Annotated in this window: 12 protein-coding genes and 1 pseudogene; 11 read left to right on the top strand and 2 right to left on the bottom strand. The window is 66.9% G+C overall.

Features of this window, described 5'->3' with window-relative positions:
* Both GORHZ_RS09060 and GORHZ_RS09055 read left to right on the top strand, forming a co-directional pair.
* Positions 1–436: pseudogene (locus GORHZ_RS09060) on the top strand (DNA polymerase III subunit alpha); the annotation flags it as partial.
* A 285-nt stretch (positions 437–721) separates the two neighbouring features.
* Positions 722–970 carry a hypothetical protein gene (locus GORHZ_RS09055; protein ID WP_006332294.1) on the top strand — a complete coding sequence of 83 codons (249 nt, stop codon included), beginning with the start codon at positions 722–724 and terminating at the stop codon, positions 968–970.
* On the opposite strand, the gene GORHZ_RS09050 is transcribed toward GORHZ_RS09055, so the two are convergent.
* Complete coding sequence (locus tag GORHZ_RS09050) at positions 948–1,901, bottom strand: SMP-30/gluconolactonase/LRE family protein (protein WP_083877233.1); 954 nt, start codon at positions 1,899–1,901, stop codon at positions 948–950. The two genes, GORHZ_RS09055 and GORHZ_RS09050, sit on opposite strands and share 23 nt — an antisense overlap.
* A 90-nt stretch (positions 1,902–1,991) precedes the next feature.
* Between GORHZ_RS09050 and ilvA the strand changes: the two genes are divergently transcribed.
* Entirely contained in the window at positions 1,992–3,389 is a 1,398-nt protein-coding gene (ilvA, locus tag GORHZ_RS09045) for a threonine ammonia-lyase IlvA (protein WP_006332292.1), read from the top strand.
* 20 nt (positions 3,390–3,409) lie between these two features.
* Here the strand turns inward: ilvA and treZ are convergent, their stop codons facing one another.
* Positions 3,410–5,230, bottom strand: a complete 1,821-nt coding sequence (treZ, locus tag GORHZ_RS09040; protein WP_006332291.1) for a malto-oligosyltrehalose trehalohydrolase — start codon at positions 5,228–5,230, stop codon at positions 3,410–3,412.
* Between the two features lie 278 nt (positions 5,231–5,508).
* Between treZ and GORHZ_RS09035 the strand changes: the two genes are divergently transcribed.
* The 8 genes from GORHZ_RS09035 to GORHZ_RS09000 are packed head-to-tail and all read left to right on the top strand — an operon-like array spanning position 5,509 to position 14,042.
* Positions 5,509–6,363 (top strand): MlaE family ABC transporter permease, encoded by an 855-nt coding sequence (locus GORHZ_RS09035; RefSeq protein WP_006332290.1) that lies wholly within the window; start codon positions 5,509–5,511, stop codon positions 6,361–6,363.
* A gap of 1 nt (position 6,364) precedes the next feature.
* Entirely contained in the window at positions 6,365–7,231 is an 867-nt protein-coding gene (locus tag GORHZ_RS09030) for an MlaE family ABC transporter permease (protein ID WP_006332289.1), read from the top strand.
* A 12-nt stretch (positions 7,232–7,243) separates the two neighbouring features.
* On the top strand, positions 7,244–8,563 hold the full coding sequence (locus GORHZ_RS09025; RefSeq protein ID WP_006332288.1) for an MlaD family protein: 1,320 nt from the start codon (positions 7,244–7,246) through the stop codon (positions 8,561–8,563).
* Complete coding sequence (locus tag GORHZ_RS09020; protein ID WP_006332287.1) at positions 8,560–9,594, top strand: MCE family protein; 1,035 nt, start codon at positions 8,560–8,562, stop codon at positions 9,592–9,594. The genes GORHZ_RS09025 and GORHZ_RS09020 overlap by 4 nt, the downstream gene beginning before the upstream one ends.
* Complete coding sequence (locus GORHZ_RS09015; RefSeq protein WP_006332286.1) at positions 9,591–10,580, top strand: MCE family protein; 990 nt, start codon at positions 9,591–9,593, stop codon at positions 10,578–10,580. Before GORHZ_RS09020 ends, GORHZ_RS09015 begins: the two co-directional genes overlap by 4 nt.
* Entirely contained in the window at positions 10,574–11,704 is a 1,131-nt protein-coding gene (locus GORHZ_RS09010) for an MCE family protein (protein ID WP_006332285.1), read from the top strand. The genes GORHZ_RS09015 and GORHZ_RS09010 overlap by 7 nt, the downstream gene beginning before the upstream one ends.
* Positions 11,701–12,861 carry an MlaD family protein gene (locus GORHZ_RS09005; protein WP_006332284.1) on the top strand — a complete coding sequence of 387 codons (1,161 nt, stop codon included), beginning with the start codon at positions 11,701–11,703 and terminating at the stop codon, positions 12,859–12,861. The genes GORHZ_RS09010 and GORHZ_RS09005 overlap by 4 nt, the downstream gene beginning before the upstream one ends.
* Complete coding sequence (locus GORHZ_RS09000) at positions 12,858–14,042, top strand: MlaD family protein (protein ID WP_006332283.1); 1,185 nt, start codon at positions 12,858–12,860, stop codon at positions 14,040–14,042. The genes GORHZ_RS09005 and GORHZ_RS09000 overlap by 4 nt, the downstream gene beginning before the upstream one ends.
* Positions 14,043–14,364: the final 322 nt, after the last annotated feature.

Here is a 14,364-nt window from a genome sequence, read left to right as displayed (position 1 = left end):
GGGTGAACCGTACGCGGTCGTCACCCTCGAGGACATGGTCGGTGGCGTGGAGGTCTACTTCTTCCCGCGGGCCTTCCAGGCCTTCGGCCTCGACATCGTCGCCGACAACATCGTGCTCATCAAGGCGCGGGTCAACGCGCGTGACGATTCCACGATGATCAGCGCCAACGACCTCGCCGTGCCCGACCTGGCGGCGGTCGGCACCGCCAAGCCGGTGGCGCTGACCCTGACCGCACGCTCGTGCACCCCGGACCGGGTGCAGGCGCTCAAACAGGTCCTCACCCGCCATCCCGGCACCGCCGATGTGCACGTCACGCTGGTCAGCGAGCAGCGGCAGACGGTGCTGCGGCTGACCGAGGCGTTGCGGGTCACACCGAGCTCGGCGTTGATGGGCGATCTGAAGGCGCTGCTCGGACCGAGCTGTCTGGGCGGCTGACCGGCTAGCGGTGTGTCTCGGAAATAGGCAACTCGTCTCCGGCGTTCGATCGACGCCTGGCGGCGTTGTCGTCGGTCACGATAGCGCCGCTATCGCTCCCTCCTCCGCCTTGCCAGATCGCCGATCGCTCCACCGGAGACGGGTCACCTATTTCCGAGACACACCACTGGGACGTCGTCACGAACACAAGTTTTCGGCGTCCCGAACATTTTAGTTCCGACTGAGCTACACTCGGGCAGTGGCGATCGAACGATCCACGATCGCCACCGAGCCCGAGGAGCGAGCATGACCGCAGCGAATCCATCCGCGATGGTCGAGGGACGTGCCGTGGTGCGCTCGTCGCGCCCGGTGGTCGAGATCGCCGGCGCACGGTGGCCGCTCTACAAGGTGCATGCGCTGCTGGCCGCGCTGATCGTGGCCATGTTCACCGTCGTCCTCACCGGGTCCGGTCAGGCCGCCGCGTGGGCGTCGGGTGTCGCGCTGGTCGTCGTCTGGTGGACCGAGCGGCTTCTCAGCGGGGGAAGGCCGCGGTAGCGGTGCGGTCGAATCCGCCGGGGATCTCGTAGATCTTCCCGTCGAAACCCGCGCGGTAGAGATGTCCCGTCGAGAATCCACGGTCACCGCGACCGTAGGAGAGCACACTCGATGTCGGGAGACCCGACGCCAGCACGCAGTAGCGTCCCGGTGCGGTGATCCGGACGATCTGACCGGAGCCGTTGAAGGGCACGACCGGGCGGTCCTGTGAATCGAGCGTCAACCCGTCCGGTCCGATCGTGATGTTGCCGCCGAGGTCGAGCAGGCTCTGGATGAACCGCGGGTTCGCGGTCGAGATCCGGCTGACCCCGGGGTTGACGAAGGTCCGTGACACGTACAGGAACCGGTCACCCTTGTCGAGGACCGCGCCGTTGGCGCTCGGCAGCGATCCCCAGTTCGCCTGCACCGTGCCATCGGGTAACACGCGACCGATCAGACTGCCGAAATCGTTGGTGGCGTATACGATTCCGTTGTCCGCGGTATCCATGCCGTTCGCCGCCGACAGCCCGTGCACCCCCGGGAGCAGGGTGAGGCGGTTCACGTCGAGCGCGGCGATGCCCGCGTGCCGGAGCGCGTCACCGACCACGACCCGGGCATCCGAGCCGTATCCGACCAGCAGCGTGCCGTCGGGAGTCCAGGCCAACGCACCCGCGCCGCCGTCGGGCACCCGGGCGATCGGTACCGCCGGGGCCCCGGGAGTATTCAGACGAAAGACCCGTCCGGAGAACAGATCCGTGGTGTAGAGCCGGCCACGGGCATCGACCGTCAGACCCTCGAGCGCCGCCGAAGGAACCGACCCGACCAGGCGTGGCGGTGCACCGGCCCCGGGACACATCGGCGCGCCGGAGGCGGTCGCAGGGACCACGGTGGTGCACAGGGCCCACACGAGCACCAGGACCGCGGTCACGCCGAACCGGCTGAGCGTTCTCATCGAGCTCATCGTGATCTCCCACCCTCGGACTGTCCAGTGACCCTGATGCGAGTGTAGGCCGCTGCGGGCGCGGTCGGGCCAGGTGAGAGCATGGACGTCGTGAGTACGCAGCAGGCACCGGTTCACCAGCACGGCCCCGCGTTGACGGCGGACGCGATCTCCGCTGCCGTTCCGAGGATCGCCGACGCCGTCGCCTGCACCCCGCTCGAGGAGGCGCCACGGATCTCGGCCGCGGTCGGGGCGCAGGTCTATCTCAAGCGCGAGGACCTCCAGACGGTTCGGTCCTACAAGATCCGCGGTGCCTACAACGTGATGGCGCAGCTGTCCGAGCAGGAGCGCGCGCGTGGTGTCGTCGCGGCCAGCGCCGGCAACCACGCCCAGGGTGTCGCCTATGCGTGCCGCTCGATGCGGGTGTCCGGCCGGATCTACGTCCCGACGACGACCCCGAAGCAGAAGCGTGATCGAATCCGTTGGCACGGTGGAGAGTTCGTGGAACTCCTGGCAGTGGGGGACACCTACGACGCGGCCGCGGCCGCCGCACAGGCCGACGTCATGCGGACCGGGGCGTCCTGGATCCACGCCTTCGACGACCCGCGCACCGCGGCCGGTCAGGGGACCATCGCCTACGAGATCGTCGAACAACTGGGTCGGGTGCCCGACGTCGTCGTCGCCCCGGTCGGCGGCGGCGGGTGTCTGGCCGGCATCGCCACCTATCTACGCGCCCGCAGCGACGACGTGTCGATCGTCGGGGTCGAGCCCACCGGCGCGGTCTCGCTGGCCGCCGCGCTGGTGTCGGGCGGTCCGGTCACCCTCGACACGATCGACCCGTTCGTCGACGGAGCCGCGGTCAAGCGCATCGGCGGTATCGGATATCGCGTGATGTCCGAACTCGGCGCCTCGGTGACCGCGCACCCGGTGCTCGGCGCTCTCGCGTCGCAGCCCGCGGCGCCGGTGCTCCCGGCGGTCGCCTACGTGCCGCGGCCCGGTGCTGCCCACGTCACGCATGTGGACGAGGGCGCGATCTGTTCGACAATGCTCGGGCTCTACCAGAACGAGGGGATCATCGCCGAACCCGCGGGGGCCCTCGCCGTCGCGGCACTCTCCGGGCTCGACCTGCGGGCACTCGACCGTCCGGGCGGACCCACGGTGGTGTGCCTGATCTCCGGAGGCAACAACGATGTCTCGCGCTACGGCGAGATCATCGAGCGCTCCCTCGTCCATCAGGGTCTGAAACACTACTTCCTGGTGGACTTCCCGCAGGAGCCGGGCGCGTTGCGCCGGTTCCTCGACGAGGTGCTCGGCCCCGACGACGACATCACCCTGTTCGAATACGTCAAACGTAACAACCGCGAGACCGGTGCGGCGCTCGTCGGTATCGAGCTCGGCGAGCCGGAAGGGCTTGCGGGACTGATGGACCGGATGGCCCACTCGCACCTGCACTGCGAACGCCTCGAACCGGGCACGCCGGCCTATGACTACCTGACCTGACGACTGCCTGACCTGACCGATCAGCGGACGCGACCGATCACCACGTTGTGACCGGCGCTGCGCAGACTGCCGTTCGAGCCGGCCGGTTTCGTCCACCACAACTCGGGTCGCATGTTGATCGGTACGACCGTCTCATCCCCGGTGAGGATGCAGACCACGGCCCACCCGTCGCGGAACATCGCGAACCAGCCGGCGTGTTCGTCGTATGCCGTGGAGACGGAATCGAATTCGCCCCGGCTCAGCTCAGGTTCGCGTTTGCGGAGCGCGATGAGAGCGGTATAGAAGTCCAGCATGCGGCGGTGTTGGGGTGCGTCGGGTTCGGTCCAGTCGAGCTTCGAGTTCTCGAACGTCGCCGGGTCCTGCGGGTCGGGGACGTCGTCGCGATCCCAACCGTGGTCGGCGAACTCGGACCTACGCCCCTCCGCGGTCGCCCGGCCCAGTTCGGGCTCGGGATGGGAGGTGAAGTAGGCGAACGGGGTATCCGCCGCCCACTCCTCACCCATGAACAGCATCGGCGTGAACGGCGCCAGGAGCACCAACGCGGCCTTGCACGCGAGCCGGCCGCCGTCGAGGTAGGCCGACGGACGGTCCCCGACCGCCCGGTTCCCGACCTGATCGTGGTCGCAGGTGTAGGCGAGCAGGGCGCGGGCGGAGACGACGTCGGTGGGGATGGGGCGACCGTGCCGGCGTCCCCGGAATGACGAGAATGTGCCGTCGTGGAAGTATCCGTGCCGCAACACCTTGGCGAGCCCGTCGAAGTCGCCGAAATCGGCGTAGTAACCCTGACGTTCCCCGGAGACCGCGGTGTGGATCGCATGGTGGATGTCGTCGTCCCACTGCGCGGTCAGTCCGTAGCCGCCGAGTCCCCGCGGCATGATCAACCGCGGGTCGTTGAGGTCGCTCTCGGCGATCAGCGACAGCGGCCGTCCCAGTTCCGCCGACAGCTCGTCGACGCGGAGCGCGAGCTCCTCGAGTAGATGGACGGCCCGATGGTCGACCAGCGCGTGGACCGCGTCGAGGCGCAGACCGTCGACATGGAAGTCGCGCAACCACCACAACGCGTTCGCCAGGATGAACGACCGCACCTCGTCGGAGCCCGGCCCGGACAGGTTCACCGATGATCCCCAGCTGGTGGTGCCCTCGGAGAGGTACGGCCCGAAGCGCGGCAGGTAGTTCCCGGACGGTCCGAGGTGGTTGTAGACGACGTCGAGCACCACGCCGAGGCCGCGCTCATGGCAGGCGTTCACGAACCGGGCGAACCCGTCGGGGCCGCCGTAGGGCTCATGCACCGCATACCATGCGACGCCGTCGTACCCCCATCCGTGGGTGCCGTTGAAGGCGTTGACGGGCATCACCTCGACGACGTCGACTCCGAGCCCGACCAGATGGTCGAGCCGTTCGATCGCGGCGTCGAAGGTCCCGGCCGGGGTGAAGGTGCCGATGTGGAGTTCGTAGAGAACCGCGCCGCCGATGTCGATGCCGCCCCAGGCGGCGTCGGTCCAGCGCGACTCGTCGATCGTGTACAGCGCCGACGGACCGTGCACACCGTCGGGCAGCCGTACCGACCGCGGGTCCGGGGTCGGTTCGCCATCGTCGACGACGAACCGGTACCGCATCCCCGGCACGGTGGCGGGCAGGTCGGCCGACGACGGCGCCCACCATTCCGGGTCCCCGGGTACCCGGCCCATGGGGATCGGGGTGGCCGCGGCGTCCGGGTCCGCCGGTGCTGCGGCGAGCATCGTCACGGTCGTCGCCACGGGCGCCCACAGCCGGATCTCATCGAGAGTGCGAGGCGGCACGAAGGGGCGCGCCGGGACGGGAAGGGTCGGGTTATCGGCCATTCGGTCACTCGCCCCAGTTAAGGTGTGCGCAGAGAACCTTCGAAGCATCGGTCACGTCACCCAAGGTATGTCGCACCCCGGGGAGGCGCAGATCTCGGTAGTGTGACCCGTGGCACAGGAGGTGAGGGGTGTTGGGTATAGTGCCCACCGGGTCGGTCCATGTGGGGGGACGCAATCCGTGAAGTGAGGTCGTGGTTGAGCAGATTGCTCGCCACGCAACATATATGTGATAGCAAAGTGCCTGGGGAATCGGGCGGCCGACACGCAAGGGTGGGGGATTGGGTACTGACGCGGTGACCTCCGGAGGGGAGGCGGCACGCACGGGCTCGGGTGCGGTGCGCCGCTGGTTCCGTGAGCACGTCATGGCCTCGTTCGACACGTTCGGCCGTCAGATGGGCATGTTCGTTGAGGTGTTCAAGGTGCTCATCGTGGACATCGTCAAGCGACGATTCCCGTTCGGTGAGTTCATCCGGCAGTGCGCCTTCATGTCGGGTACCTCGGTGTTTCCGACGTTGCTGGTCGCGATCCCGATCGGGGTGATCGTGTCCATCCAGGTCTCCAACATCGCCGGTCAGATCGGTGCGACGTCGTTCTCGGGCGCCGCGACCGGCCTCGGCGTCATCCGGCAGGGCGCACCGCTGGTGACGTCGCTGCTGCTCGCCGGCGCAGTCGGGTCGGCGATCGCTGCCGACCTGGGATCACGCACCATCCGCGACGAGATCGACGCGATGAAGGTGATGGGTGTCAACCCGATCCAGCGGCTGATCTCTCCGCGCCTGCTGGCGACCATGGTGGTCAGCTTCCTGCTCTGCGGCTTCGTCTGCTTCGTCGGGTTCATCACCGGCTACATGTTCAACGTCTACTTCCAGGGCGGAACCCCGGGCAGCTACACCGGGACCTTCGCGTCCTTCGCCTCGACCACCGACCTCGCCTTCGCGCTCATCAAAGCCGTCATTTTCGGTGCCATCGTCGCCGTCGTCGCGTGCGACCGCGGCCTCACCACCAAGGGTGGCCCCGCCGGTGTCGCCAACTCGGTGAACGCCGCGGTCGTCAACTCGGTGCTGTTGCTGTTCACCGTCAACGTGGTGCTCACCCAGCTGTTCGCCATGCTCGTGCCGACGAAGGTGGTGTGAGGTGGCGGCGTCACGCTATGTCCCGCCGATGCTGCGGCCGCTCGCGGGGGCCAAGGTCATCTACACCGGGCCGCGCGATGCGCTCGCGGCAATGGGGCACCTGATCACCTTCCTGGTGCGTTCGATCGGGTCCGTGCCGATCACGTTCACGCACTACCGCAAGGAGGTGTGGCGGCTCCTCTCCGACGTGGCCTGGGGCAACGGGGCACTGGTGGTGGGTGGCGGCACGGTCGGCGTCATGGTGATCCTCGGCATCATGGGTGGCGCGACGGTCGGCATCGAGGCGTACACCGCACTGAGCATTCTGGGCATGTCGCCGGTCACCGGTGGCCTGTCGGCCTTCGCGACGACGCGGGAACTCGCGCCGTTGCTGGCGGCCACGGCGTTCACCGCGCAGTCGGGCTGCCGGTTCACCGCCCAGCTCGGGTCGATGCGCATCGCCGAGGAGATCGACGCACTCGAGGCCATTGCGATCCGCCCGTTGCCCTACCTCGTCACCACGCGGATGTCGGCCGCAGTCCTGGCGATCGTGCCGCTCTACGCCGTGTCGCTGGCGGCCAACTATGTGGCGTGCCAGGTCATGTTCCAGCTGCAGAGCGGAGAGGGTGCCGGTACCTACCTGTACTACTTCAACCAGTTCCTGGTGTCGACGGACATGGTGCTCTCCTTCGTGAAGGTGATCGTGTTCGTGCTCCTGACGACCTTCATCCAGTGCTATTACGGTTACTTCGCGTCCGGCGGGCCGGAGGGCGTCGGTGTCGCGGCCGGTCACGCGATCCGGATGGCGATCATCGTGATCATCTTCGCGAATCTGGTCATGACGTTGGCGTTCTGGGGCACCACCCCCGGGATCAAGATCTCGGGCTAGGGAAGGACTCCGATGAACATCGATACCGGTGGTCGCAACCCATCTCTCCGGCAATACGTCTTCCGCGGAGTGTCCTTCGCCATCGCGCTGGTCATCCTGTTCGTGATCCTGTTCCTGCGCTACGACGGCGCGTTCTCCTCGAGCGTGCCCGTGACCGCGAAGCTGACCGACGTCGGCGACGGTCTGCTGGACGGCGCCGACGTCCGCTACAACGGCATGATCGTGGGGTCGGTGCAGTCCATCACCGTCACCGATGAGACGGGCCCGGGAAATGTGGCCTTCAAGGATGTCGCGATCGACGTCGATCCCGACCAGGCGCCGGGTATCCCGGCCAACGTCACCGCGCGTACCGTGCCCGCCAACCTGTTCGGCGTCAACACTGTCGAACTCGTTCAGCCTGCCAAGCCGGCCGACCAATCACTGGCCTCAGGTGCGACGATCCCCGCGGACACGTCACTGCCGACCCTCCGGCTGCAGGATGCGCAGAACGAGCTGAGCACCCTGCTGGACGCGGTCCCGCCCGAGGACCTCGCAGCCGTGCTCGGCACCCTCGCCGACGCGCTCAAGGGCGGCGGAGCGGTGTTCGGTGCGTTCGTGCCGTTGCTCGACAACTACTGGAAGACCCTCAACGCGCAGTTCCCGCCAGGCGCGCCGTCGGGCTTCGACAACTTCGACAACGCGATCCGCGGCCTCGCGCAGTCCACCCCGCAACTGCTCGATGCGCTTGGCCGCAGCGTGATCCCGGCGATGACGATCGCCGAGAAACAAGATGATCTGACCGCACTGCTCTCGGCCGGGCAGGGGCTCCTCGACGCCAGCCAGGCCCTGTTCGCCGCCAACGGTGACCGGGGCAAATACCTCATCGGCGATCTCAACACCATGGTCGGGGCCGCGGTGCTCGAGCCGAACTCGCTGCCCGAGGCGGTCACCGCGCTGAACAACCTGGCGGCCAAGGTGCTGACGGTGTTCACAGGCGTGAACGGGCACGCCCAGCTGAACATCGGCGTCGGCTTTGGATCGTTCATGCGCTACACCCGGCAGAACTGTCCGGTCTACAACGGCGGACCGTACGGGCAGCTGCGCGGCCCCGGATGCGTCGGTCCGGGCACCGGTACGGGACCGACGAGCTCCGGGCCGTTGATGATCTACCCGTCCGACGGCATGCGTCGTAACGCCGCGGCCTTCGGCGCGGTCACCACGTCGTCGGACAACGAGACCTTGGGAACCGCCTTGAAACGCAAGCCGAACGCCGCCGACACTCTGATGCTCGGCCCGCTGGTGCAGTCCTCGACGATCACCCCGGATACCGGACTGTCAGGAGGTGGGCGATGAGTAAAGGAGGCGCGAGTGTTCGCAAGCCGCTGATCGGGTTCTCCCTGTTCGCGGTCATCGCCCTACTGCTGACCTATATCATCTGGTCGACGCTCGAGCGGTCGGTCCCCGGCGACACCGACTCCTACACCACCTACTTCAACGACGCGTCCGGACTGTTGCCGGGTGACGACGTCCGGATGGCGGGTGTGCGCGTCGGTCGGGTCGGCAACGTCGCGCTCGATGACGGCCGGGCCCGGGTGGTCTTCGACGTCCAGACCGACCAGACGGTCTTCTCCAACACGAAGGCCGCCATCCGCTACCAGAACCTCATCGGGCAACGGTACCTGTCATTGACCCTCGTCGAGAACGCCGACAGCACACCGCTGTCGCCGGGGTCGACGTTGCAGCAGCCCTCTGAGGACTCCTTCGACGTGACCAGATTGCTCGCCGGGTTCCAGCCGGTATTCGAAACCTTGTCGCCCGAGGAGGTCAACGCACTGTCGGAGGGTCTGGTGCAGGCGTTCCAGGGCGACGACGTGTCGTTGAGCTACACGGTCGCCCAGGTCGGGAAGCTCGCCAATGACATGGCCAACCGCGACGAGGTCATCGGCGCGATCGTCGACGACCTGAGTGGTGTCCTGCGCGACCTCGCCCGTCAGGGCAACCAGGTGGGCACCCTGGTGGACAGCATCGCGGACCTGATCGAGAACCTCAACAGCAATTCGGCGGCCTTCGGCAAGTCGGTGTCACAGCTCGGTGAGACCGCGAGCGGGTTCGCCGACGTGCTGGGGAACAGCCGGACGTCGCTGCAGACTGCCGCCTCCAATGCGTTGTCGGCCACCGACACCCTGATCGCCAACGGCGCGAAACTCGACAAGTTGGCTGTCGAACTGCCCGTCTTCCTGGGACACTTTCCCCTGGTCCTCGGGCAGGGCGCCTACTTGAACATCTATGCCTGCGACCTGGACATCGCGATCGGGGATGTCCTCTTCCCCCCCGGCGTGATCAACAAGATCGGTGGTACCAAGCACTCGGAGGTGTGCCGATGAGCCGGTGGAAGAGACACTTCGACGAGAATCGGCGGGTCTGGTATGGCATTGCCGGTGCCGCGATGACCGTCCTGATCGTCCTCGCCGTGACCGGTCTGGCGCAGGCGCACATCGGCAAGAAGACCTACTTCGGAGACTTCGCGCAGGCCGGGGGGATCCGGCCGGGCGACAAGGTGCGTGTGGCAGGTATCGACAAGGGCGAGGTCAGTGCGACCGAACTCAACGGTGATCACGTCACCGTGACGATGAAGGTGGATCGCGACGTCAACGTCACCGCCAACGGCTCCGCGGAGATCAAGATGTCGACGCTGCTGGGGCAACGGTATGTCGATGTCTCCCTGGGGGATGCGCCGTCACCGGCACCGGACGGTCGGATTCCGGAGACCCGCGTGCCCTACGATCTGCAGAAGACCATCGAGGCGGGGACCCCGATCATCGCGGGCATCGACGACGATGCGTTCGCCGACGGTCTCCGCACGCTCAACCGACAACTCGCCGGCGCGCCGGCGGTTACCAGGCCGACGATCGATGCGCTCACCGCGATGTCGAAGGTCATCAACAATCGGCGTGACCAGATCAACCAGCTGATCGCCGACACCGACACCGTGACCGGCATCGTCAATGACAGCCAGAAGCAGCTGTCGATCATCGTCGGGCAGGGACGGCAGCTGGCCGAGAAGATCGCGGCCCGCGAGGCGCTGGTGACCCGGATGCTCGACGGGATCGCGGCACTCACCGAGCAGGCGCGCGCCGTCGCCCGCGAGAACGGCGACCAGTTCGCGCCGATCATGGCGAACCTCAACACCATGTCGCAGGGGCTGGAGAAGAACCAGGCCAACCTGCGCAAGCTCCTCGAGATCCTGCCGATCACCGCGCGCACGACCAACAACGCGATCGGCGACGGTCCCTACGTGAACGGCTATCTGCCCTGGGGCATCTTCCCGGACAACTGGCTGTGCGTGGCTCGGGTGGTGGACGGATGCTGACCCACTCGAACCGAACGAACACGCCGAACCGACCGAACAGGCGCAGGCCGTTCGCGGTCGCCATCGCGACCGTCGTCGCCGTGCTCGGGCTCTCCGGTTGCTCGCTGATCCCGGCCGGGTGGTCGGTGGTGATCGGTTCCGCGATCGAGGTCACCGCGTATTTCGACGACGTCGCCGGTCTGTACGAGAGCAACGATGTCGACGTGCTCGGCATGCCCGTCGGTCAGGTGACGGGCGTGCAGGAGGAGGGCAACCGGGTGAAGGTCACCTTCACCGTCGACAAGGACGTTCCGGTCCCGGCCGATGCGACCGCGGCGATCGTCAACACCTCGATCGTGACCACCCGCCATATCGAGCTGACGCCGGCCTACACCGAAGGAGCCAAGCTGACCGACGGGGCCGTCATCCAGGAGACGAAGAGCCCGGTCTCGGCGGGCGAACTGTACGACTCGATCGACGGTCTGGTGAAGGCGTTGTCGGGCGACTCCTCGGGTGGTGGGCCGGTCGCCGACCTGGTCGACATCACGTCGGGTATTGCCAGCGGCAACGGTGAGGCCATCCGCGATGCGATTTCGGAACTGGGCCAGGCCGCGTCGCTGGTCTCGGACAACGGTGACACCCTGGTGAGCCTCATCAAGACCGTGCAGTCCCTGACCACGACGCTGGTGGACAACTACCCCAAGATGACCGCGCTGTCCCGGTCGATCAACGAGGTCGCCAGGATGTTGCAGGTCCAGGCACCAGGTCTCCAGGCAACCCTGGCCGACCTGAACGTCGCCCTGGCGAACACCACGGCCTTCCTGCAGAACAACGTCGGAACGATCAGCGCATCCACGAGCCGTCTCGCGGCCCTGGTGGCCAACCTGAGCGACTTCTCGCGCCAGGTCGTCGAGACGATCGACGTCGGTCCGCTGCTGTTCCAGAATCTGGCCAACTCCGTCTCCGTGGAGCAGGGTGCCTGGCGGGCGCAGGTCCTGCTGGACAAGTCGTTGATCGACTCCGAGGCGCTGTCCACCTTTTGTCAGGCTCTGAACCTGCAGGAGAACGGCTGCCGCACCGGACAACTCGAGGATTTCGGACCGGACCTGGGTGTCTTCTCGGCACTGCTGGAGCTGACGAAATGAACCGAGAACCGATCGCTCCCTTCCGGATTCAGCGCGCGCCCGGCGATCGCCGCCGTCGCCTGCGCCGCCACTCCGTTCTGGTTCTGGCCGTCGCACTCGCCTCGATCCTGGGCCTGTCGGGCTGCGGCGTGCTGCCCGGTCTGACCGTCGAGCAGATCCCGTTGCCGATACCCGGCGGGATCGGTGAATCGATCCAGCTCACAGCCAATTTCGACAATGCGCTCAACCTGCCCACCCGGGCGAAGGTCAAGCTCTACGGCACCGACGTCGGACAGGTCACCGCCATCGTCGCCGAGGACTACACGGCGGTCGTGACCATGCGGGTCGGCAAATCGTCCCGACTCCCGGTCGGCACCGGGGCGGAGTTGCGTCAGGCGACACCGCTCGGTGACGTGTTCGTGGCGCTGCTGCCGCCGCCGGGACAGCCGACCGAATACCTCGGCGACGGTGACACCCTGACCGGGCCGACCTCCGCGGCGGCGACGGTCGAGGACCTCCTGGTGAGCACGTCGGGCCTGGTGGACAGCGGATCGCTCAATTCCCTGACGATCATCGTCACCGAGCTCAGCAAGGCGGTGTCGGCGAATCCGGATGAACTGGCCGGTGCGATCGAGGGGCTGACCACGGGCCTCACCAAGTTCAACCAGAACGCCGCGGCGGTGGACGAGGCGATGCGTAACACCCGGACGCTAACCGACGACCTGGCGGCCGGGCGGGCTCAGATCATGGCGTCGATCAACAAACTCGCCCCCGCGGTGGAAGCGGTCAACGGCCAGATCGGGACGATCCTGACGATGCTGGGCAAGACCAACGAGGTGACTGCGGCCACGAACGACTTCCTCAACTCCGAGGGGGACAATCTGGTCGAGCTCTTCGGGAACCTGTCGACGGTGCTGGCGGGCCTGAGTGACGCGTCCGGGACCCTCGGTCTCTTGGCGGACAACATGGCCGAACTGACGCCGAAGTGGGTGAAGTCCACGCCCGGTAGCGCGGCCGCACTGTCGGCAAAGGTCTTCTACCTCAACCCGGGCGTCGGGTTCGACTCGGCCAGCCAGCTGCCCGACGTCGGCGACGTGGATGCGGCGTCGCAGTCGCTGCAACAGACACTCACCCGCCTGCTGGCGCGCCTGACCGGGACGAAGGGGTGCTGCGGATGAGAATCCTGTCCGGGCCGTTCACCTGGGTGCGCAAGCACTCGATCCTCGTCGGCAACATCGGTCTCGTTCTGGTGATGCTGGTCGGTCTGGCCTATCTGTCGTTGGGTGTGCTGCGGTGGGAACCGCTTCGCGGTACCTACACCCTGCTGGTGCATTTCCCGATCTCCGGCGGCCTGCAGGACACCTCCATCGTGACGCTGCGCGGAGCGCGGATCGGTGAGGTGGAAACCATTCGGGTTCAACCGAAGTCGGTCGACGTCACGGTCCGCATCGAGGACGACGTGAAGATCAACCGCAACGCGGTCGTCGCCGCGCTGGGGCTGTCCGCAGCGGGGGAGCAGTACGTCGACTTCGAACCATCGACCGCCGACGGCCCCTACTTCACCGACGGTGACGTCATCGACGTGAACCAGACGCGGGTCACCGCACCGTTCCCCACCATGCTGGAGTCGTCGCTGAACGTCATCGAACAGATCGACCCGGTCAAGCTGCGTACGGCCGTCGACGAGCTGAACATCGCGCTCGGGTCTGACGAGACCGGCAAGAGCGATCTGCGGGCACTCCTCAATGCGGGCGGCTCCATCGCCGTCGACCTCGCCCTGGTCCTGCCGCAGACCACGAAGCTGATCTCTGACACCGGCACGATCCTCAAGACCACCGCCGAGATCCAGCCCGATCTGGGGACCACGGTGGACGCCCTCAGTACGCTGGTGAACCAAGCAGTGGCCGCCGACAAGGAGTTGCGGACTTTGCTCGGGCGCGGGCCATCCCAGCTGACCAGTCTGACCGGCTCACTCAGCCAGATCAGTAGTCCGCTCACCGATGTGCTCGCGCAGTTCGCGGACGTGGCCCGGCAGGGTGCACTGCGCGCGCCGGCGATCGCCAATCTCCTGCCGTCGATCCGGGATGCGTCGATCAAGAGTCTGTCGATGTTCCACGACGGGGCCTGGTGGGCGTTCGGGGCGATCTTTCCCCGGCCGAGTTGCAACTACGCCGTGACCCCGGAGCGCCCCACGAAGATCTTGGAGCTGACCATTCCGACCAATCTGTACTGTGTGACCGAGGATCCGAACCAGCAGATCCGCGGGTCGGCGAACGCTCCCCGTCCGGCCGGTGACGACACCGCGGGACCGCCACCCGACTACGACCCGAATGCGCGAACCGTGCCGTTGGACAAGTGAGTAGGAATGACCGAGCAGGACCAGAAGACCGACACCCCCGACACGGATACGCAGGACACTGACACAACGGACACAGACACAACGGACACGGACACGGACACGACGGACACGGACACAACGGACACGGATACACCGGACTCGGCCCCGCGGCCGCGGACCAAGGCCGCCCGACGCGCGAGGACGTCGGCGGACGCCGTCTCCGAGCCGGAGCCGGCGACTACCGAATCAACGACTGCCGAATCAACGACTGCCGAATCAACGACTGCCGAATCAACGACTGCCGAATCAACGACTGCCGAATCGAAGACGGCCGGCCGACAGA

Origin of the sequence: Gordonia rhizosphera NBRC 16068 (genome assembly GCF_000298195.1) — a bacterium.
Classification (GTDB): domain Bacteria; phylum Actinomycetota; class Actinomycetes; order Mycobacteriales; family Mycobacteriaceae; genus Gordonia; species Gordonia rhizosphera.
The sequence above is the reverse complement of the archived record's forward strand: the minus strand, read 5'-3'. Positions and strand labels throughout refer to the sequence as shown.

Coding starts and splice junctions, on each gene's coding strand:
- GORHZ_RS09055 (WP_006332294.1), top strand. CDS start 722: ATGACCGCAGCGAATCCATCCGCGATGGTCGAGGGACGTGCCGTGGTG.
- treZ (WP_006332291.1), bottom strand. CDS start 5,230: ATGGCCGATAACCCGACCCTTCCCGTCCCGGCGCGCCCCTTCGTGCCG.
- GORHZ_RS09020 (WP_006332287.1), top strand. CDS start 8,560: ATGAGTAAAGGAGGCGCGAGTGTTCGCAAGCCGCTGATCGGGTTCTCC.
- GORHZ_RS09005 (WP_006332284.1), top strand. CDS start 11,701: ATGAACCGAGAACCGATCGCTCCCTTCCGGATTCAGCGCGCGCCCGGC.
- GORHZ_RS09010 (WP_006332285.1), top strand. CDS start 10,574: ATGCTGACCCACTCGAACCGAACGAACACGCCGAACCGACCGAACAGG.
- ilvA (WP_006332292.1), top strand. CDS start 1,992: ATGGACGTCGTGAGTACGCAGCAGGCACCGGTTCACCAGCACGGCCCC.
- GORHZ_RS09025 (WP_006332288.1), top strand. CDS start 7,244: ATGAACATCGATACCGGTGGTCGCAACCCATCTCTCCGGCAATACGTC.
- GORHZ_RS09050 (WP_083877233.1), bottom strand. CDS start 1,901: ATGAGAACGCTCAGCCGGTTCGGCGTGACCGCGGTCCTGGTGCTCGTG.
- GORHZ_RS09000 (WP_006332283.1), top strand. CDS start 12,858: ATGAGAATCCTGTCCGGGCCGTTCACCTGGGTGCGCAAGCACTCGATC.
- GORHZ_RS09015 (WP_006332286.1), top strand. CDS start 9,591: ATGAGCCGGTGGAAGAGACACTTCGACGAGAATCGGCGGGTCTGGTAT.